This window comes from Pseudoclavibacter sp. RFBB5, assembly GCF_002931555.1.
Taxonomy (GTDB): domain Bacteria; phylum Actinomycetota; class Actinomycetes; order Actinomycetales; family Microbacteriaceae; genus Pseudoclavibacter.
In genome coordinates, this window is the sequence record NZ_PSTZ01000005.1 from 1 (window position 1) to 18,963 (window position 18,963).

The 18,963-nt window shown below is 68.5% G+C and carries 16 protein-coding genes and 1 rRNA gene; 10 read left to right on the forward strand and 7 right to left on the reverse strand.

The window, feature by feature from the left end:
- Positions 1 to 77, forward strand: a 5S ribosomal RNA gene (gene rrf, locus C5B97_RS05075); the annotation flags it as partial.
- 93 nt (positions 78 to 170) lie between these two features.
- On the opposite strand, the gene C5B97_RS05080 is transcribed toward rrf, so the two are convergent.
- Genes C5B97_RS05080 through C5B97_RS05100 form a run of 5 tightly spaced genes read right to left on the reverse strand, consistent with a single transcriptional unit; the run spans position 171 to position 5,744 of the window.
- On the reverse strand, positions 171 to 1,478 hold the full coding sequence (locus C5B97_RS05080) for a DUF58 domain-containing protein (protein ID WP_104311062.1): 1,308 nt from the start codon (positions 1,476 to 1,478) through the stop codon (positions 171 to 173).
- Positions 1,479 to 1,533: 55 nt separating this feature from the next.
- Positions 1,534 to 2,487 (reverse strand): MoxR family ATPase, encoded by a 954-nt coding sequence (locus tag C5B97_RS05085; protein ID WP_104252318.1) that lies wholly within the window; start codon positions 2,485 to 2,487, stop codon positions 1,534 to 1,536.
- A complete protein-coding gene (locus C5B97_RS05090) occupies positions 2,468 to 3,772 on the reverse strand; it encodes a DUF4350 domain-containing protein (protein WP_104311063.1) in 1,305 nt (434 codons plus the stop codon). The genes C5B97_RS05085 and C5B97_RS05090 overlap by 20 nt, the downstream gene beginning before the upstream one ends.
- A complete protein-coding gene (locus C5B97_RS05095) occupies positions 3,769 to 4,446 on the reverse strand; it encodes a DUF4129 domain-containing protein (RefSeq protein WP_104311064.1) in 678 nt (225 codons plus the stop codon). Before C5B97_RS05095 ends, C5B97_RS05090 begins: the two co-directional genes overlap by 4 nt.
- Positions 4,446 to 5,744, reverse strand: a complete 1,299-nt coding sequence (locus tag C5B97_RS05100; RefSeq protein WP_146080728.1) for a hypothetical protein — start codon at positions 5,742 to 5,744, stop codon at positions 4,446 to 4,448. The genes C5B97_RS05095 and C5B97_RS05100 overlap by 1 nt, the downstream gene beginning before the upstream one ends.
- A gap of 118 nt (positions 5,745 to 5,862) precedes the next feature.
- On the opposite strand from C5B97_RS05100, the gene mtrA reads away from it, so the two are divergent.
- The 6 genes from mtrA to secA all read left to right on the forward strand — a co-directional run bounded on the left by mtrA (position 5,863) and on the right by secA (position 15,026).
- Positions 5,863 to 6,552, forward strand: a complete 690-nt coding sequence (mtrA, locus tag C5B97_RS05105; RefSeq protein WP_104252322.1) for an MtrAB system response regulator MtrA — start codon at positions 5,863 to 5,865, stop codon at positions 6,550 to 6,552.
- Position 6,553: 1 nt separating this feature from the next.
- Entirely contained in the window at positions 6,554 to 8,587 is a 2,034-nt protein-coding gene (mtrB, locus tag C5B97_RS05110; protein ID WP_258067981.1) for an MtrAB system histidine kinase MtrB, read from the forward strand.
- Complete coding sequence (locus C5B97_RS05115) at positions 8,584 to 10,302, forward strand: LpqB family beta-propeller domain-containing protein (RefSeq protein WP_104311066.1); 1,719 nt, start codon at positions 8,584 to 8,586, stop codon at positions 10,300 to 10,302. The genes mtrB and C5B97_RS05115 overlap by 4 nt, the downstream gene beginning before the upstream one ends.
- A 76-nt stretch (positions 10,303 to 10,378) precedes the next feature.
- Positions 10,379 to 11,128, forward strand: a complete 750-nt coding sequence (locus C5B97_RS05120; RefSeq protein WP_104311067.1) for a ComF family protein — start codon at positions 10,379 to 10,381, stop codon at positions 11,126 to 11,128.
- Between the two features lie 138 nt (positions 11,129 to 11,266).
- Complete coding sequence (gene raiA / locus C5B97_RS05125; RefSeq protein WP_104252325.1) at positions 11,267 to 11,935, forward strand: ribosome-associated translation inhibitor RaiA; 669 nt, start codon at positions 11,267 to 11,269, stop codon at positions 11,933 to 11,935.
- 142 nt (positions 11,936 to 12,077) lie between these two features.
- Entirely contained in the window at positions 12,078 to 15,026 is a 2,949-nt protein-coding gene (secA, locus tag C5B97_RS05130; protein WP_104311068.1) for a preprotein translocase subunit SecA, read from the forward strand.
- 94 nt (positions 15,027 to 15,120) lie between these two features.
- Here secA and C5B97_RS05135 read toward each other — a convergent pair whose 3' ends face one another.
- Positions 15,121 to 15,588, reverse strand: a complete 468-nt coding sequence (locus C5B97_RS05135) for an Rv3235 family protein (RefSeq protein ID WP_104311069.1) — start codon at positions 15,586 to 15,588, stop codon at positions 15,121 to 15,123.
- A 138-nt stretch (positions 15,589 to 15,726) separates the two neighbouring features.
- Here C5B97_RS05135 and C5B97_RS05140 point away from each other — a divergent pair, with 138 nt between their 5' ends.
- Entirely contained in the window at positions 15,727 to 16,323 is a 597-nt protein-coding gene (locus tag C5B97_RS05140; protein ID WP_146080729.1) for a hypothetical protein, read from the forward strand.
- A 26-nt stretch (positions 16,324 to 16,349) separates the two neighbouring features.
- Here the strand turns inward: C5B97_RS05140 and C5B97_RS18310 are convergent, their stop codons facing one another.
- Positions 16,350 to 16,661: a helix-turn-helix domain-containing protein gene (locus C5B97_RS18310; RefSeq protein ID WP_146080730.1), complete on the reverse strand. Its 312-nt coding sequence runs from the start codon at positions 16,659 to 16,661 to the stop codon at positions 16,350 to 16,352.
- A 125-nt stretch (positions 16,662 to 16,786) separates the two neighbouring features.
- On the opposite strand from C5B97_RS18310, the gene C5B97_RS17880 reads away from it, so the two are divergent.
- Both C5B97_RS17880 and C5B97_RS05155 read left to right on the forward strand, forming a co-directional pair.
- On the forward strand, positions 16,787 to 17,413 hold the full coding sequence (locus C5B97_RS17880; RefSeq protein ID WP_104311071.1) for a hypothetical protein: 627 nt from the start codon (positions 16,787 to 16,789) through the stop codon (positions 17,411 to 17,413).
- Position 17,414: 1 nt separating this feature from the next.
- Positions 17,415 to 18,959, forward strand: coding sequence for a septum formation inhibitor-activating ATPase (locus tag C5B97_RS05155; RefSeq protein WP_104311072.1), 1,545 nt, complete (start codon positions 17,415 to 17,417; stop codon positions 18,957 to 18,959).
- The last annotated feature ends 4 nt before the right edge of the window (positions 18,960 to 18,963 follow it).

Below are 18,963 nucleotides of genomic sequence, written 5' to 3' on the forward strand. Positions count from 1 at the left end.
CGAACCCGGAAGCTAAGACTCTCAGCGCCGATGGTACTGCAGGGGGGACCCTGTGGGAGAGTAGGTCACCGCCGGACTTCTTCATGAGCCGGGGTTGGTTGGTGAGTGAGCAGAGATGCTCCTCGCCCACCAACCCCGGCTTTTTTGTTGCCCGAAAACCCCCCCGTTGCCTACAGTCGACCAGTCGCCTTCAGCTCGATGTAGTGGTCGGCGATCGCAGGAGGCAGCGCCGACGGGGTACCCGTGACCGTGTCCCCGCCAAGACGACGAACCGTCTGGCGGACCCGCTCCTGATCCAGCAAGGCCCGCTCGGCGGCCGAGGCCGCGTACGTCTGCTCGCGGGTATCCCGGCGGAGCGCCACCTCGTGCACATCCGGATTCAGCACCGACCCGAGCACCACCACGTGCTTGCTCGCCAGCTGCGGCAGAGCGGCGATCACCGGTTCGAGCGTGCCACCCGTCTCGAGCGTCGAGAGGATCACGACAAGCGACCGATGCGTCGTCACACCGCGCACGAGGCCGGGGATCGCCCGCCAGTCCGTGGCGATCAGCTCAGGCTCCACATCCGCGAGGGACTCGACCATGCGGCTCAGCAGCTCGGCACCGGAGACGCCCTGGATGCGTGCGCGCACACGGCGGTCCCAGGCCACCACGTCCACCCGATCGCCAGCACGAGTCGCAAGCGCCGCCAGCAGCAGCGCCGACTCGATCGCCGTATCCAAACGCGTCTCATCGGCAACACGGGCCGCAGAGGTGCGTCCGGTATCGATGACGATGACCACACGGCGGTCGCGCTCCGGGCGCCACGTTCGCACGACGAGGTCCTGGCGCCGAGCCGTGGCGCGCCAATCGATCGAACGGACGTCATCCCCTCGGACATACTCGCGCAGCGAATCGAACTCGGTCCCCTGCCCGCGAACCATGAGACGCGTCGCCCCATCCAGCTCCCGCAGCCGCGCGAGACGCGACGGCAGATGCTTGCGCGAATTGAACGGGGGCAGCACCCGGAGCACGCCGCGGTCGGCGAGGCTCACCTGCCGGGCAGCCAAGCCCATGGGCCCCCAGCTCCTGAGGGTGACGAGCTCGGACCTCCGGTCGCCGCGACGCGAAGGACGAAGCGGGAACTCCGCCACACGTCGCTCGCCGGACGGCACATCGAGCTTGGGTCGCTGCTGCGTTGCACCCGCGGTCGGCTCCCAGCCGTCCCTGACCTGGAGCCGGAGCGTGCGCGATCCCCGGTTCGTGATCGCGACCCTGCTCACGGCGTGTTCCCCCAGCCGTACTCGAGCGGGCAGGTCACGCTCGATCTCGACCTGGCGCGGGGCGCTGGCGAGCAAGACGTCTGCAATCGACGTCAGGAGAACGAAGAGCAGCCAGATCGCGAGCGTCACGTACGCAGACTCCGCTGTCTGCCCGAAGATCACCACTGGGACCGCGCCGACCGCAGTCAGGAGCACCAGACGTCCGCTCACCACCATGCGCTCACGCTTCCCTTCAGACCTGCAACTTCGACGAGCACCCGCAGCTGCCGGATCAGATGGGTACCTGGACCTGCGCGAGGATCGAGCGGAGGATCGCGTCCGCGCCGACCCCCTCGAGCTCGGCTTCCGGTCGAAGCTGCAGTCGGTGCCGAAGCACCGGAAGCGACATCGCCTGCACGTGGTCGGGCGTCACCGCCTGGTACCCGCTGAGGTACGCGAATGCCTTGCTCGCCGACATGAGGGCGGTCGCCCCGCGAGGAGAGACGCCCATGCGAACGGACGGCGACTGGCGGGTGGCCCGAGCGATATCGACGATGTACGCGAGCACGTCCGCCCGGACATCGACAGCCGCCGCCTCGGCCTGAGCGCGCCTGAGCTCCTCGGCCGTGAGCGCGCTTCGCACCCCTGCGGCGCGCAGGTCCCGGGGAGAGAACCCCGCGGCATGCCGGCGCAGCACCTCGAACTCGGCGTCTCGAGACGGCAGCTCGAGCACGAGCTTCAGAAGGAAGCGGTCGAGCTGAGCCTCCGGGAGGGTGTACGTGCCCTCGTACTCGATGGGGTTCATGGTCGCGGCGACGAGGAAGGGGGAGGGGAGCGCGCGCGTCACCCCGTCCGCGGACACCTGACGTTCCTCCATCGCCTCGAGCAGGGCCGACTGGGTCTTCGGCGGCGTGCGGTTGATCTCATCGGCGAGCAGGATGTTCGTGAACACCGGGCCCTCGCGGAACTCGAACTCGCCAGCGGCAGCGTCGTAGACCAGTGAGCCCGTGATGTCACCTGGCATGAGGTCTGGCGTGAACTGCACGCGCTTCGTGTCGAGCGACAGCGTCTCGCTCAGGGTCCGCACGAGGAGGGTCTTGCCGACCCCTGGAATGCCCTCGAGCAGGGCGTGACCGCCGGCGAGCAGGGCGACGAGGAGACCGTCAACCGCTCGCTCCTGTCCGACGACGGCCTTGGCGACCTCGCCTCTGACTCGCTGCAGTGCTTCACGGACATCGGTGCTCATACTGGCCTCCGGATTTCTCGGCGGTGGAACTCTGATCGGTGGTGCTGGGGCCCGTGCTGACGGGACCGCGGCCGGGGTCAGCCGCTTCGGCGACCGCTCGTTCCAGGGTCAGCAGGGCCTGGCTGAGGTCGAGCAGCTCGGCCTCGCTGCCGGGGACGGCGTCAAGGAGGGTCCAGGCGATGGCTGCTCGGTTCGCGCCGAGGATGGCCGCGCTCGAGGTGATGATCTCCTGCACGCTGCTGGCTTTGGCCAGCCCGAGCGACTTCGCGAGCCGGGTGGTCGTGCCGATGCGGAGGTTGTCGAGCGCGCGCAGACGCGCGCGCTGCTGGGCGTAGAGCCGTCCGCGGCCGTGCATGGTCTCCGACGCCTCGACGATCACCGGCAGGCGCTCCTCGACGAGCGGCCCGAAGCGGCGACCGCGCCAGACCATGACCGCGAGCAGCGTGGCGAGGGCGATCAGGATGCTCGGCGTCAGCCAAGGCGGCACGAACGCATCGAGTGAGGGCTCGACGCCGAAGACGGCCTCCGCGTCCGAGATTCCAGGCGTGTACCAGACGAGCGACTGGGTCTGTCCAAGCACCGCGAGCCCCATGGCCGCGTTCGCGGAGCTCAGCACGTCGCCGTTGCTCAGGTTGTCCGTCGCCCCCAGCGCGGAAAGCGTCGTCCCCGAGGCAAGCGTCGTCTCGACGTAGGCGAATCGCTCCGACTCGGCGTAGCAGGCGCTGCCGCCCGCGGCAGCGTCGTCGAGCTGATAGAGCCGAGCTCCTCGCTGCGAGATCTCGGGTGCCAGCTCGGAGAGGGGCGCAGCGCATTCCGCGCCCGCCTCGACGACATCGCCCGCTTCACCCGCGGCCCCGACCCCACCGACCGTGATCGCCCCGCCGAAGGCTTCGAGGAGGCCGCGGCTCGGAGCGAGCAGGACAACCCTGTCCGCGTCCAGGTCAGCGATCTGAGCCGCCAGCTCATCGACCGCGATGCCGTCGCGGTCGTGCACGACCAACGTCGTCTCCCCCTCGGCGTCCTGGAGCCGCGACCGGGCGTCATCGATGCTCTCCGCGCTGCTCGTCTGAACTCCCTGCTCGCCGAGCACGGTGAACACGGCTTTCGCCCCATTGGGGCGTGCGGAGTCGACACCGAGATAGGGGGAGTTGGCGCTCGCGACACCGCCCGCGATGAGCGCGCTGGTCACGGCGATCACGACGGCGCCTACGGCGATGAGGAGCCACGGACGTGCTCGCCTCAAACGCTCTGCGATCGTCGGCGTCGCTTCCTGCGTGAGGCTCATGAGGCGCGACCCGAGAACGAGGTGAGCGCCACCGGCTTGGCCGCCTGCAGCGCCGAATCGACCTCGCGCAACGCGAGCCAGTCGTCCTCTGATGCGCCGAGGCCCAGGTATCTGGCCGCGTTGAACGACCGGGCAGCTCGGTGCAGCCCGGGCGCCTGCCCCGGAAACGCAGAGGTCGTCGTCTCAGCGACGGCCGTCGCGGTCATGCCGGGGCTCAGTGCGATCACGGTGCGGTCATGCACGGCCCGCGCGAGCGCCCTGAACTGCTCGATCACGGCAGTCTCGAAGTCACCCCGTGCCCCCGCGGCGGCGGCGGAGGCCCGCAGCTCCTGCGCGGAGCGCTCGTCACCGTCGAACAGATCAGGTGAGAGCGCCGACCTGCGCCTCGCGCGCTGGACGAGGATCGGGCGACCCACGAGCAACGCGATGACGGCGAGGACGACGATCGCGCCGAGCACGAGCGCGATCGGCGAGAGCCCACCGGGAACGCCGTCGATGGGCTGCAGGATGTCGTTGACCCAGTTCCAGAAGTCATCGATCCACAGGTCGAGCCAGGTCGGCGAGGCCTGCGTGTACTCGCTCTTGGCGAGCTCGCCCTGCAGCAGGTCTCGGGCTCGGTCCTCATCGATCTCCAGAGGGGGCTCTCCGGAGCCGGCCCAGGGGCCAAAGCCCATCAGCGCGCGTATCCCGGAGCGGTCATGGGCGCCGGGTGCTGCTCCCGCTGCACATCGAAGTCGGCGTCGGTGATCTCCGCGCCAGCTGACGACTGCTCCGCGTACCGCTGGAGGGTCACGCCGAGCCCTTCCTTCCGCATCCGCAGATCGAAGTACAGGATCGTGGCGTTTCCGCTGGTGAGCACGAGGACGATCGCCCCGAGCAGGACCTGCAGCGCTGAGGTGAGCAGCAGGATGACTGCGAAGGCGACGATCGTGCCGGCCTGCGGTTCCGTCGACTGCCCGGTGCCGAGCGGCGTGAGGATGACCTGGCCCATGCTGACGGCCAGTTGCGCGACCGTCGAGACCGCCCCCGTCGCGAAGTTCAGGATCACCTGGATGACGACCACGATGCCGAGCACCCGCCAGAAGTTGCCGTGGGAGAGACCCCAGCTGCGCCGGATGGCCGCGATGGGCCCGAGCCCCTCGAGCACGATGGCACTCGGAGCGAACATGATCTTGATGCCCACCCACACCATGAGGACGACCGTCGCGCCGCCCAGCAGCAGCGTGAAGATCACGCCGAGACCGATGGAACCGGCCATCGTCGCCTCGTCTGCTCCTGAGCCAGAGAGGACCATGAACAGGATGAACGGGATGAGCAGCCAGCCGATGGCGATGAGGAGGAGCGAGCCGACGCCGACGATCAGCGCATAGCCGATGAGGCGCCAGATGCCGCGCCACCCGGCGCGCCAGGCTTCCTTGAAGCCGAGCTTCTCGCCGATCGCCCCGCGTGCGACGACGCGCACGAGAATGCCCTGCAGGAGCGCCGAGCCGACGCCGGCGATGGCCAAGCCGAAGAGCGCGGCGAGCGAGGTCAGCGTGATGGAGGACACCAGCATCGGCGTGATGTCCTCCTGGCTTCCGCCGAATGGGATGCGCGTGAACATGAGCATGCCGACGACCACCGGAAGGAGACTCGCGAAGAGCGTGGTCGCGCCCATGACGATGACGGCGCTGCCGAGGGTCGTCTTGTGGGACGTGCGGAAGAGCCGGAAGGTGGCGGCGAGCGCATCCCCGAACGCGAGTGGACGCAACGGGAACAGGCCAGGAGTCGGGGCCGGCATCCACTGACCACCGGGCCGCTGCCCGTACCCGGATTCCGGCGGAGGGCCGTACTGCCAGTTCGACGAGCCGGGGGCAGGCTGCGGCGCGGGCCACTGGGCTCCCTGCTCGAACCCGCCGCTCGACGGCGCTCCGGGTGGCGGCGGATACGCGTGGTTGGGCTCTGGTGCGTGCTCGTATGGGCCATGCGTCACCCGCCCATCGTGGCATACTGCTCGCCGCGCTCTCTGGGTTGAGCCTCTGAGGAGGCTACGCCCGCTACGCTGAGGGAACCGCCCGGTCTCGTGCGGGTTCTGGAACAGGGAGGGTTCTGTGGGCGAACGCATCCTCGTGGTCGATGACGACCTCGCGCTCTCGGAGATGATCGGCATCGTGCTCAGAGCTGAGGGCTACGAACCGGAGTTCTGCGGTGACGGCGCGGCTGCCCTCGGCGAGTTCCGTCGGGTCAAGCCGGAGCTCGTGCTGCTCGACGTCATGCTCCCTGGGCTCGACGGCATCCAGATCTGCCACCTGCTGCGCGCCGAATCCGGGACCCCGATCATCATGCTCACCGCGAAGTCGGACACGACCGACGTGGTGCGCGGCCTCGAGGCCGGTGCCGACGACTACATCGTCAAGCCGTTCAACCCGAAGGAGCTCGTCGCACGCATCAAGACGCGACTTCGCGCCAGCCAGCCGGAGGTGCAGAGCATCATCCGCGTCGGCGACCTGACCCTGAACGTGAACGCGCACGAGGTCCTGCGAGGCGACGAGCAGATCAACCTGACGCCTCTCGAGTTCGACCTGCTCCTGACCCTCGCGGCGAAGCCGCAGAAGGTCTTCACGCGCGAGGAGCTCCTCGAGCAGGTCTGGGGCTACCAGTACAAGGCGGATACGCGACTCGTGAACGTGCACGTGCAGCGCCTGCGCGCGAAGGTCGAGCACGACCCGGACCATCCGAAGATCGTGGCGACGGTTCGCGGCGTGGGCTACCGCGCTGGGAACACCACCGCATTCTCCTGACGTGAGCGCAGTGATACCGCGCGCGACCTCCACCTCTCCTCGGTCCTCAGACGTCGACACGGAGGGCATCCGCGTCCCCTACCGGTGGCGGTCCGCCCGCGGCGTGTGGCGGAACCTCGTGTTCCTCTGGCGCACGTCGCTGCCATTCCGAACGATCGCGCTCTCGGTCGCGCTGACGACCGCGACGGTGCTCTCGGTCGGTTTCGTCATGTCGAACTCGATCGCGAGCGACCTCTTCAACTCGAGGCTTCGGCCGCTCGTCTCCGAGACCGAGCGTGCCGTGACGGCGGCCCAGACCGTCTTCGCGTCGGGCGAGGAGACGGACAGCGCGGCCCTGGAGACGCTGCAGACCGTCGCAGTGGATGCGGCGCAGGACTCCGCGGCGAACAGCTACGGCGTCATCTTCATGCAGAGCGGGTCAGGGACGGGTGAGCAGTCGAACGAGCTGCGAGCACTCGCGAAGGGACCCGTGTCCGCAGACCTCGTCTCCGATGAGCTGAAGGAAGCGGTCAGCGCAGGGGCGGACACGACCGCGACCGGTGCCGCGTCGACCTCCCCGCAGACGCACTATCAGTCGATCGCGCTCGTCGACGAGCTCGGCAACGTCGTCCCCGGCATCGTCATCGGCTCAACCGTCACCGTGCAGAACCTCGGCCAGTACGAGATGTACTTCGTGTACTCGATGGAGGAGACCCAGCAGACGCTCGACTTCGTGCAGCGCACCCTCGTCGTCGCCATGATCGTGCTGGTCCTGCTCGTCGCCGTCATCACGGGATTCGTCATGCGCGCCGTCATCCAGCCCATCCGCGAGGCGGCGAAGACGAGCCGACGCCTCGCCGCCGGCCACCTCGAGCAGCGTGTCCCAGAGTCCGGCGAGGACGACATCGCCACGCTGGCGAGATCGTTCAACGAGATGGCGGACAGCCTGCAGGACCAGATCGAGCGGCTCGCGAACCTGTCCCAGGTGCAGCAGCGCTTCGTCTCGGACGTCTCGCACGAGCTGCGGACGCCGCTCACGACCATCCGTCTCGCCGGTGGGATGCTCTTCGACCGACGTGATGACTTCGACACCGTCACGGCTCGCTCGGTCGAGCTGCTGCACGACCAGATCGAGCGGTTCGAGATCCTCCTCGCCGATCTCCTCGAGATCTCGAGGTACGACGCGGGCGCGGTGGAGATCCTGCGCGAATCGAACAGCCTCGCGACGGTCGCCGACGACGTCATCGGGGCCATGACCCCGGTCGCGCTCGACCACGGCACACGCCTCGTCCTCAAGGCACCAGGCGGATACGGCGAGTCGGAATTCGACGCACGTCGCATCAACCGGGTCGTGCGCAATCTCCTCGGGAACGCCATCGAGCACGGGGAGGCCAAGCCCATCGTGGTCTCTGTCGATTCCAACGAGTCGGCGGTCGCCCTCTCGGTGCGCGACTACGGCATCGGCATGACCGAGGCGGAGCGGACGAGGGTCTTCGACCGGTTCTGGCGCGCTGATCCGTCCCGCAAGCGCACGATGGGCGGGTCGGGGCTCGGGCTCGCGATCTCGCTCGAGGACGTCCGCCTGCACGAAGGACGCCTCGAGGTGTGGTCCGAGCCCGGCAAGGGGACGAACTTCCGGCTCACGCTCCCGCGGTTCGTGGGTGGCAAGATCATGGGGTCGCCGCTCCCACTCGAGCCGGGTGACGCCGGGGCCGCGACCATCACGATCGAGCAGGAGGACGTGTCCTCCGAGGCGTTCACCGACGAGGACGTCGACACGCAGCCCATCGAGCTCCCTGACCTCGTCGGCATGCGCTCCTCGAACGCGGAGCCGATCGTCTCCTCGGCCCCCACGAACTCGATGGACGTCATCGAGACCGCCTCCCTGGACGAGCCGACGCAGGCACCAGCACCCTGGGACGACGCCGAGGCGGTCGTCGTGACGAGCTCGGCCCCCGACTCCGTGCCGTCGCTTCCCAGCAGCGACCACGACGATGGCCTGGACAGCGGCAACGCCGGCGCGAGCCGCGATCAGGACCAGGAGGACCCGAAGTGACACGAGCAGCGTACCGACGTCGCGCCGCGCGGAGCGCGACCGCCGCGATCGTGATCCTCGCCGTGCTCGTGCTCGCCGGATGCGCCCGCATCCCGACCTCCGGCCAGGTCCTGGCCGGAGAGTCCGAGCAGCAGGAGAGCGACCAGTCCTACAGCTTCTTCCCTGACGCCCCCCGCGACGGGATGAGCCGCGAGGAGATCGTCGAGGGGTTCCTCGACGCGGGAACCGGAACGCAGAACGACTACGAGGTCGCGAGAGAGTACCTCGCGGACTCGTACCGACAGGAGTGGGACCCGAACGCGCGCATCCTCATCACGGCATCCGTGCCGGACGTGGTCGATGCGGGGCCGGACAGCATCCAAGCCAGCTACAAGTCCTCGGCGAGCGTCGACTCGGAAGGCCTCTACAGCGAGCTGAAGAGCGGAACGACGGAACGCCTCGAGTTCACGCTCGCCCAGGACTCCGCCGGCGAGTGGAGGATCACGGAGGCCCCACCGGGCATCGTGCTTCTCAGCCAGAACTTCCGCAGCCTCTTCAAGAGCTACACGCTCTACTTCTACGACGACACCCTCTCGCGGCTCGTGCCGGACGTGCGCTGGTTCGACGCGCAGCAGACAGCGCTGACGCGGATCGCCCGCGCGCTCGTGAACGGCCCAGCCCCCTGGCTCGCCGAGGGCAACGTCGTCAGCGCCATCCCGTCCGGTGTCTCACTGCTGGGGGCGGTCACCGTCGAAGGGGATGTCGCCGACGTCGACTTCTCGTCGAGTCTCTCCTCGACCTCACCCGACCAGTACTCGCGGATGCTCCTGCAGCTCACCGAGAGCTTCGCGGACTTCGAGGCGATCACGAGCGTCACCATGTCGATCACGGGTGTCCCCATCGACCAGGAGCTTCCTCCGGAGGATGAGGTCGTGGTCAACCGCCAGGTGACGAGCACGCCGCTCGTGTACAAGAGCGGCGAGCTCGGCTTCCTCGGCGGCGTCAACGTCACGGCATCGCCAGAGACGGCGGCCCTGCAGGGTGCGCTCGCCTCGCTCAGCCCGCAGAAGGGCGCCTACTCCGCCGACGGCGACGTCGCATCCTTCGTGACCCCGAACGGCGTCTTCACGACGCCCATCTCCGATCCTGAACCCCTGCTCGTGGACGCGCGGCCGGGTCCGTTGGCCATGAGCCTGGACAGCTGGGGATACACCTGGACGGGGAGCACGGACGGGCCCGGGCTCCGCGCGACCGACGTCGAGGACCGCCAGCACAGCTGGCTCGAGCCCGCGGAGAACGTGGGAGCCACCGGGTACCGGGCCATCGCCGTGTCGCGCGACGGCGCGAGGCTGGCCGTGCTCGAGAACAGCTCCGTCGGGGTGCGCGTCGCCGTCATGGCGATCGAGCGTGAGCCGAGCACGAATCGACCAGTGGCGCTCGGTGTCCCGCTCGTCCTCGAACCGGGCGGAGCCTCGCCGGTCGACCTCGCCTGGGTCGACGAGACGTCGCTCGCCGTCCTCGCGGTTGGCAGCGAGGGGACCGCCGAGGTCCGGACACAGACGGTCGGCGGCACGGTCAGCGTCAACGGTGCGGTGCTCGACGGGCAGCAGATCACGGGAAGCAACACCCCTGCCGGGCTGCGAGTGCTTGACAAGGACCACCACATCTACGTGCCGAAGGGCAACAGGTGGCAGCAGTCGGACGCCGTCGTCGACTTCATCCTGACGCAGGTGTGACGGATGCGCTGAGGCGGTTCTCCACAGTCTCAGTCGCCGGGGGAGACCGCGGACCAGGCTGAGGCAAGCTGGCAGGATGTCGCCGCCGTCGATGCAGGTCGCGCTTCTGCGCACGTGGCTCGAGCGGCTGCGTGCGGATGCGCTCGACGCGCTCGCGGTGGTCCTGCCGGTCACATGCGCCGCGTGCGGAGCCGTCGATCGGGCCCTGTGCCGGCGGTGCGCTGAGCACCTCGCGCGCGACACGTTCGTCCGGGCGTGCGAGCTGCCCGTCGTCGCCGTCGACGGCAGCCGCATCCCGGTCATCGCCGCGTCCGACTATGAAGGACCGACCAAGGCGCTCATCGCGGCGCTCAAGGAACGTGGGAGGACGGACGCGGCCCGCCCGCTCGGCCTCCTTCTGCGGAGCGCGATCAGCGCACTGGCGGAGTCCACGCGAGCCCCCGCATCCACGACCGGACCGCAACCCGCGTGGGTTCCGGTGCTCGCGCCCTCCTCGCCGAAGTCTCGTCGTGTGCGCGGGTACGCCCACCTCGCCATGCTCTGGGAGGCTGCGGTGCCCGGGACGCGCGGCGTCGACGGGCTCCGCATCACCCGGCGGGTCCGCGATCAGGCGGGGCTCTCCCAGCACGCCAGGGCAGCGAACCTCGAGGACGCCTACGTCGCTGACCCCAGGCTCGCCGGTGCGCGGGTCGTCCTGGTCGACGACGTCGTCACGAGCGGCGCGACGATCAGGGAATCGGTGCGCGCACTGGAAGCCGTTGGGGCGGTGGTCGTCGGCTGCGCTGTCATCGCGGAGACCAGGCGGAGAGCACCGCATCACCCGTGAGCCGAACTCGACACGCGCGGAGGGTACGGCATGCCTGCGAAGTCGCAGATAACACCGGGTGAATAGGGGTCTACGATTGCGGCACAGCATCACGAGGCAGTGACACCTCGGCCTCGTGCAGAACGACAGGAGAGTGACATGGAAATCACGATCACCGGTCGCAACACCGAGATCCCGGACCGTTTCCGCGAGTACGCCACGGAGAAAGCGCTCGCCAAGGTCTCGTTGCTCGATGGCAAGACGCAGGCGGCTGAAATCAAGCTGACTAAGCGCACGGACCGCGCGGGCAATCTGCTCGACAAGGGCAAGGTCGAGATCACGCTCTTCGGCCCAGGCCCGCTCATCCGCGCAGAAGCCGAAGCCGGTGACAAGTACGCAGCCTTCGATCTCGCGCTCGACAAGCTCGTCGAGCGCCTCCGTCGCAACAAGGACCGCAAGAAGATCCACCGCGGACAGCACACCCCCCTCCGGCTCCAAGAGGCGGCCGCAGACAACTTCTCGCAGATCGATGTGGTTCCCGCTGACACGGACACGATCAGGCTCGTCGAGAACGGCGGCACCGCCTCGGAGATCGCTGCGGAAGAAGAGCAGCTGGACGAGCTCTACTCGCCCGTCGTGATCCGCGAGAAGACGTTCGCCCCGAAGCGCCTCAGCAACGACGAAGCCGTCGATCACATGGAGCTCCTCGGCCACGACTTCTTCCTCTTCATCGAGAGCGAGTCGCTCCGCCCGAGCGTCGTGTACCGCCGGCGCGGCTGGGACTACGGCGTCATCGCGCTCGACGAGAACGAGGTTCCCGTCTCCTGAGCCCAGCTCGCTCAGCCTCGCCCCGGTCGATGCGTCCAGCATCGGTCGGGGCGAGGTGCGTAGAATCAACGAATATGCACAGCATGGGCTGTGCCTCTCAGCGCGCTCTCGCGCCGCTTGCGTCAACCAGTAGGAGCAGACCTTGGCCTCAGTTCTCGAGAAGATTCTCCGCATGGGCGAAGGGCGCACCCTTCGCAAGCTCGAGAGCATCGCCAAGCAGGTCGGACGCCTCGAGGACGCCTTCAAGGAGTACAGCGACGATGAGCTGCGCGACATCACCGCATCCTTCCGCGAGCGGCACGAAGCGGGGGAGTCGCTCGACGCACTCCTGCCGGAGGCGTTCGGCGCCGTCCGCGAGGCCGCGGGGCGTGTGCTCGGTCTCCGCCACTACGACGTGCAGCTCATGGGTGGGGCCGCCCTGCACCTCGGCAACATCGCGGAGATGAAGACCGGTGAGGGCAAGACCCTCGTCGCGACGCTGCCCGCCTACCTCAATGCCATCGCGGGCAAGGGCGTGCACGTCGTCACGGTCAACGACTTCCTCGCGAGCTACCAGTCCGACCTCATGGGCCGCGTGTTCCGCGCCCTCGGCATGACCACGGGCTGCATCGTCTCCGGCCAGTCGCCCGCTGAGCGCCGCGAGCAGTACGCGGCCGACGTCACCTACGGCACGAACAACGAGTTCGGCTTCGACTACCTCCGCGACAACATGGCCTGGCGTGCCGAGGACATGGTTCAGCGCGAGCACTTCTTCGCCATCGTGGACGAGGTCGACTCCATCCTCATCGACGAAGCTCGCACACCGCTCATCATCTCCGGCCCCGCTCAGGGCGACGCGAACCGCTGGTACTCGGAGTTCGCCTCCATCGTGCGCAAGCTCAAGGAAGGTCGCGACTACGAGGTCGACGAGAAGAAGCGCACGATCGGCGTCCTGGAGCCCGGCATCGACCGCGTCGAGGACGCCCTCGGCATCGACAACCTGTACGAGTCGGCGAACACGCCGCTCATCTCCTTCCTGAACAACGCCATCAAGGCGAAGGCGCTCTTCAAGCGCGACAAGGAATACGTCGTGCAGAACGGCGAGGTCAACATCGTCGACGAGCACACGGGCCGCATCCTCAAGGGGCGCCGATACAACGAGGGCCTGCACCAGGCGATCGAGGCGAAGGAAGGGGTGCAGATCAAGGCCGAGAACCAGACGATGGCCACGGTCACCCTGCAGAACTACTTCCTCATGTACGACAAGCTCGCGGGCATGACCGGTACGGCCGAGACCGAAGCGGCCGAGTTCATGAGCACCTACAAACTCGGTGTGGTGCCCATCCGCACGAACCGTCCGATGCAGCGCAAGGACAACCCCGACCTCGTCTACAAGAACGAGAAGGTCAAGTTCGACCAGGTCGTCGAGGACATCGTCGAGCGGCACGAGACCGGACAGCCCGTGCTCGTCGGCACGACCAGCGTCGAGAAGAGCGAGTACCTCTCGAAGCTCTTGGCGAAACGCGGAATCAAGCACGAGGTGCTCAACGCGAAGAACCACGCGCGCGAGGCCGCGATCGTCGCTCAGGCTGGTCGCAAGGGCGCGGTCACGGTCGCCACGAACATGGCCGGTCGCGGAACCGACATCATGCTCGGCGGTAACGCCGAGTTCCTCGCGGTCGCCGAGATGACCGCCCTCGGCCTCGACCCGCAGGAGAACGCCGACGAGTACGACGAGAAGTGGCTCGAGGTCTTCTCCGCCATGAAGGAGCAGGTCAAGGGCGAGGCCGACGCAGTCGCGGAAGCGGGCGGCCTCTACGTGCTCGGCACCGAGCGCCACGAGTCGCGTCGAATCGACAACCAGCTGCGTGGACGCTCCGGACGTCAGGGGGACCCGGGCGAGAGCCGCTTCTACCTGTCCATGACGGACGACCTCATGCGCCTCTTCAACACCGGTGCGACCCGCGCGATCATGGCAGGCGACGGCACGCCAGACGATCTCGCACTCGAGTCGCGCATCGTCTCGCGCGCCATCCGCTCGGCGCAGTCGCAGGTCGAGTCGCGCAACGCGGAGATCCGCAAGAACGTGCTCAAGTACGACAACGTGCTCAACGAGCAGCGCACAGCGATCTACAGCGACCGCCGCCGCATCCTCGAAGGCGACGACATCGCCGACAAGGTGCAGAACTTCCTCACCGACGCGATCGACGACATCATCCAGGAGCACACGGGAGATGGCACGGGCGACGACTGGGAATTCGATGCCCTCTGGACAGACCTCAAGCAGCTGTACCCGGTCGGCATCACCGAGGAGGAGCTCTTCGAGGAAGCGGGTGGGCGCAGCAAGCTCACGCGGAAGCTCCTCGAGGAGGAGGTCCTCTCCGATGCACGCCACGCCTACGAGCGCCGCGAAGCATCGATCGGCACGGAGGCCACCCGCGAGCTCGAGCGACGCGTCGTGCTGAGCGTCATCGACCGGAAGTGGCGCGACCACCTCTACGAGATGGACAACCTCAAGGACGGCATCGGCCTCCGCGCCATGGCGCAGCGTGACCCGCTCGTCGAGTACACCCGCGAGGGCTTCGCGATGTTCCAGCAGATGCTCGGCAGCATCCGCGAGGAATCCGTCGGCTTCCTCTACAACCTCGAGGTCACGGTCAAGAAGGACGAGACGCCGTCCGCCAGCGAGACGCCCGACGTGCAGATCGTCGCGAAGGGGCTCGACGAGAAGGCGCAGACCGCGCTCAGCTACTCGGCAGCTACCGACCAGGGTGAGGTCGAGGTGCGCAACGAGCGCGGTCAGCTCAACCAGCGGGCGACTGCGGAGGCCAAGCGCCGCGAGCGGGACCTCGGCACCTCCTCCGCGCTCGACCAGGCTCGCGGCGAGGCCGGTGAGGAGCCGGCAGCGCCGGTGGCCAGCACACAGCAGGCAACACGCTCGCGCCAGCCAGCCTCGCGTTCGGGGAACCCCGCGAAGCGGCAGGCGGCCGAGCAGGCGTCCCCGTCTGACGGCGACAGCCCGGCCGCAGGCAGCTCGTTCGGCAAGGGCGCGACGTCGAAGCCTGGTGGCCAGCCCGCGGGCAACCGCGCGCAGCGACGCCGCAAGAAGTAGCGGCCAGCTCCCGGGAGCAGAGCAGACGCCTCGGCGGACGCGCCACCACTCGTGGTGGCACGTCCGCCGAGGCGTTCTCGTCGCGCTGGGCGGTTCAGAGGACGTGGATGGCGGATGCCCGCCAGCGCCGGTCGAGACCCTCGAGGCGCACGGTCACGGCTCTCACCCGCGCACCGAAGTCGAGGACGACGACGGCATCGACGATGTTCTCCGTCGTCGCCTGAATGCGCACGCTCAGCTCGACGAAGTTCGGCCGGCGAGTTGGACGCCGTCGCGCCTGCCTCGCTCGTGCTGCGTGCTGCGTGCGAATGAGCAGGTGACGGTAGACGTCGTCGGTCACCCACCTGGACAGCTGCTCGATGTCGCGGACCCCGGAGATGACCTCGACGACGCTTCGGGCCAGATTCGAGACCAGTGGAGCTGCATCGGGAAGGTCGCTCGCGGCCGTGCGTTCCCGGACGAAGAGCGGGTCGGCGTCGATGAGTTCGCCCGCCGCCGCGGAAAGCGTTGATTGTGGCGCATCGATGGCGCGGAGCGCCCTGGTGCTGCGCGTTGGCGACATACTGCCCCCGTCGGATCTCAGACGATTCCCCCCGAACCGCCTGGCGACATGAAACCACGTCGTTCCCGGTGCTCGCGAGGGGTGAACTCCCCTGTGGATAACTCCGGTCGCACGGGCCGTGAACTCTACGCTGTCGAGGTGCGATGGGACGATCTGTTCGATGACCTCGCGGGCGAGCTGCAGGGGGCGCTCGACGACGAGGCCGCCAGGCGCGCCGTCGACGAGGAGCGACTTCGCGTGGGTCGACTGACCGTGCGCGAGCGTCTCGTCGCGCTCGCGGAGGCCAGTTCGGCGCCCATCTCCCTGCAGCTGTCGGATGGTTCCCTCGTGGCCGTGCGCCCGAAGGCGTTCGGCAGCGACTGGCTGTCAGCCGAACTGCTCGCGGAATCGGGTCGGGCGCGCGTCTGCATCGTCCCGACGGCGGGTATCGCGTCCCTGGTGCTCACTGAGGAGCAACTCGTCGCAAGTCTGCGCGAACCGGCCGCGAGCGGTCCAGGTGACCTGTCCGGGCGACTCGGCCTCGCATTCGCGCTGCGGGACCTCGGGCGGCGTCGCCGGCAGTGCGAGTTCGTGGTGACCACCGGCACGATCGTGGGCACCATCGACCGGGTCGCGCGCGACCACGTCGATGTCGCCGTCCACGAGCGCGGGGTGGCCAGAAGATCGCGAGATGTCGTCGCGTACCGCATCATCCCGCTCGACGACCTGCGTCTCGTGATCCTCGCTGACGACTGACCGGTCCGGGGCCGGCGACGGGCTGCCTACGGCAACGGCCGCAGGCGCGGGGTCGTGTCATCCTGTGTCGCGTTCGCCTCGAGGAAGTCGCCGGTGTCTGCGAACTCGCCCTGGCGGAGTGCAGCGACGCGTCGCTGGTACTCGTACTGGTCGTCGATGTACTGCTCGAGCATCGTCCGTTCCACTCGCCATTCGCCGACGCCGCCGATACGGATCGCGGGCAGCTCCCCGCTCTGCACGAGACCGGTCGCCACATCCATCGTGACGTTGAGGATCTCGGAGACTTCGGCGAGGGTCAGGAAACGGCCGATTGACTGGGGGTCAACGGATGCGTTCATGCCCTCGATTATCGCGCGCAGATCGTGGATCGACGCATGTTGTGGATAACTTCTGCAGGTTCTCTCGCGCTGCGCCACGATGGCGGGGTCGCCACCTCGCGGCGACCGAAGAAGGGAAGAGTGGCATGAGCGTGAGCAGGGCTCGCAAGCCGAGACGCTGGGTCGACCCGAGGCTCTTCCTCGGAATACTCCTCGTCATCGCGTCGGTGCTCGGTGTCGTCGGCGTTCTCGTCGCCGGGAACCGAACGGAAATTGCCTACGCCGCCGCCACGACGATCGCACCCGGGCAGCTGATCACGGTCGATGACCTCGTGGCCGTCGAGGTCGTGCTCGGGCCGAGCGCGGAGGCGTACGTGAGCACGGAGACGGTGCCGACGGGCGAGTTCCTCGTGACCCAGGCGGTCGAGGCTGGTGAGCTCCTGCCGAGGTCAGCCCTCGGGGACGCTGATTCGAGCCGGTCGTCGGTTGTCGTCGAAGTCTCCGGCGGGCTGCCGACGGAGCTGGGCGCTGGCAGTGCGGTGGAACTCTGGTCGAGCCAGGAGTCAGCCCCCGGGACCTACGGCGCGCCAGTGCTGACCTCGTCGAATGCGACGGTCGCGAAGATCCTCCCGAGGGAAGGGGCCCTTTCCGCGAGCCAGGCGGACCGGGTGGAGCTGCTGCTGCCGAAGGCCGAGATCCCCGCACTGCTCGCGGCGATCAGCAACGATTCGCGGCTGGCCCTCGTCCCAGTCTTCCGCGAGAAGGGGCAGTGACATGTCGAGGATCCTGCTTGCCATCGAATTCGAGATCGAGGCCCGCCTCCTCGAGGGCATCATCGCGGCGGGACACGACATCGTCGATCGAGTCTCCGGTGGGCTCGCCGCCGCGACGGCGCTCGAGCGGCTGCGACCCGAGATCGTGGTGCTGCAAGGGGCGCCGGAGACGCTGACTCCGCGCAGCCTGGCGGCGTGCGCCCGGTTCGGCGCGCGTGTGATCGTCGTGGTCTCGAGCGACTTGGAACGTCGGAACGCGGAGACGCTCTCCGCGACGGAGGTCGTCGAAGCGGCGGTCAGCTGGAGCGAGATCGAGATGCTCCTCGCCAGAACGTCCGGCGACTCCTCCCGCTCCACGCCAACCGGCCCGATTCCGCAGCGATCGGTGGCATTCTCGAGGCCCCCGGCCGTCGGCCTCCAGCCTTCGGACGAGGACCGACCTGACCCTGCCGAGCCCGAGCCCGAGCCCGAGTCCGAGCCCGAGTCCGAACCCGAGCACCCGACGAGCGATGGAGCTGGGCGACGTGAGCGCAGACGCGCGGCCAGAATGCCCACGCGCGTCGGCACCCGCGCCGTGGCGCACGAGCGGGGCATGACCGCACTGCCGCTCCGACGGGCACGCGCAGACGGCAGGGGCGTCGTGCTCGCGGTCTGGGGTCCGCACGGTGCTCCGGGCGCATCCACCGTGGCCGCAGCGGTCGCGTCCAAGGCCGCCGAGATGGGGCAGCGAGTGCTGCTCATCGATGCCGACAGCTACGGCGGCTCGCTCGCGGCGATGCTGGGCATCACCGACGAGGCGCCGGGCTTCGCAGCTGCCTGCCGCTTGGCGGGCGCGGCACGACTCACGGTCGCCGAGATCGAGCGCATCGCGGTGCCGCTGTCCTTCGGCCGGGGTGGACTGCTGGTGCTCACCGGCATCGCGAATCCCGCGAGGTGGCCGGAACTCGCGAGGGATCGGGTGGCAACTGTGCTCGAGAAGTGCCGCGAGGTCGCCGACCTCGTGGTCGTCGACGTCGGCTTCAGTCTCGAGAGCGACGACGAGATCGCGAGCGACGCGTTCTCGCCTCGTCGTTCGGCCGCGACCCTGACCGCCCTCACCGCTGCGGACCGAGTGCTCGCCGTCGCGGACGGGCAGGCGGTTGGCCTCCAGAGATTCCTGCGCGCCCGCGCGAACCTCGTCGACCTCGTCGACGACACACCCACGGATGTCATCGTGAACCGAGTGCGAGCTGACGCGGTCGGCCTGGGCGCCGCAGGTCAGATCCGGCACGTCCTCTCGCGATTCGCGGGCCTCGAGGCGCAAGCGCTCATCCCACTCGACCAGGCGGCGTGCGACCGTGCGCTGCTCGCCGGCGAGCCGGTCTCGTACGCCAGCCCCCGCTCCGCGTTCGCTCGTGCGATCGGAGCCTACGTCTCGGACACGCTGCTGGCCCCAGCCGGCAGTGACCTCGAGACCCGGCAGCCAAAGGGTGAGAACAGGCGACGAACTTCGGCGTTTCGTCGATTCTGGCGCGGTCGCGGCGAACTGCAAGCTCAGAACTCCTAAGCTG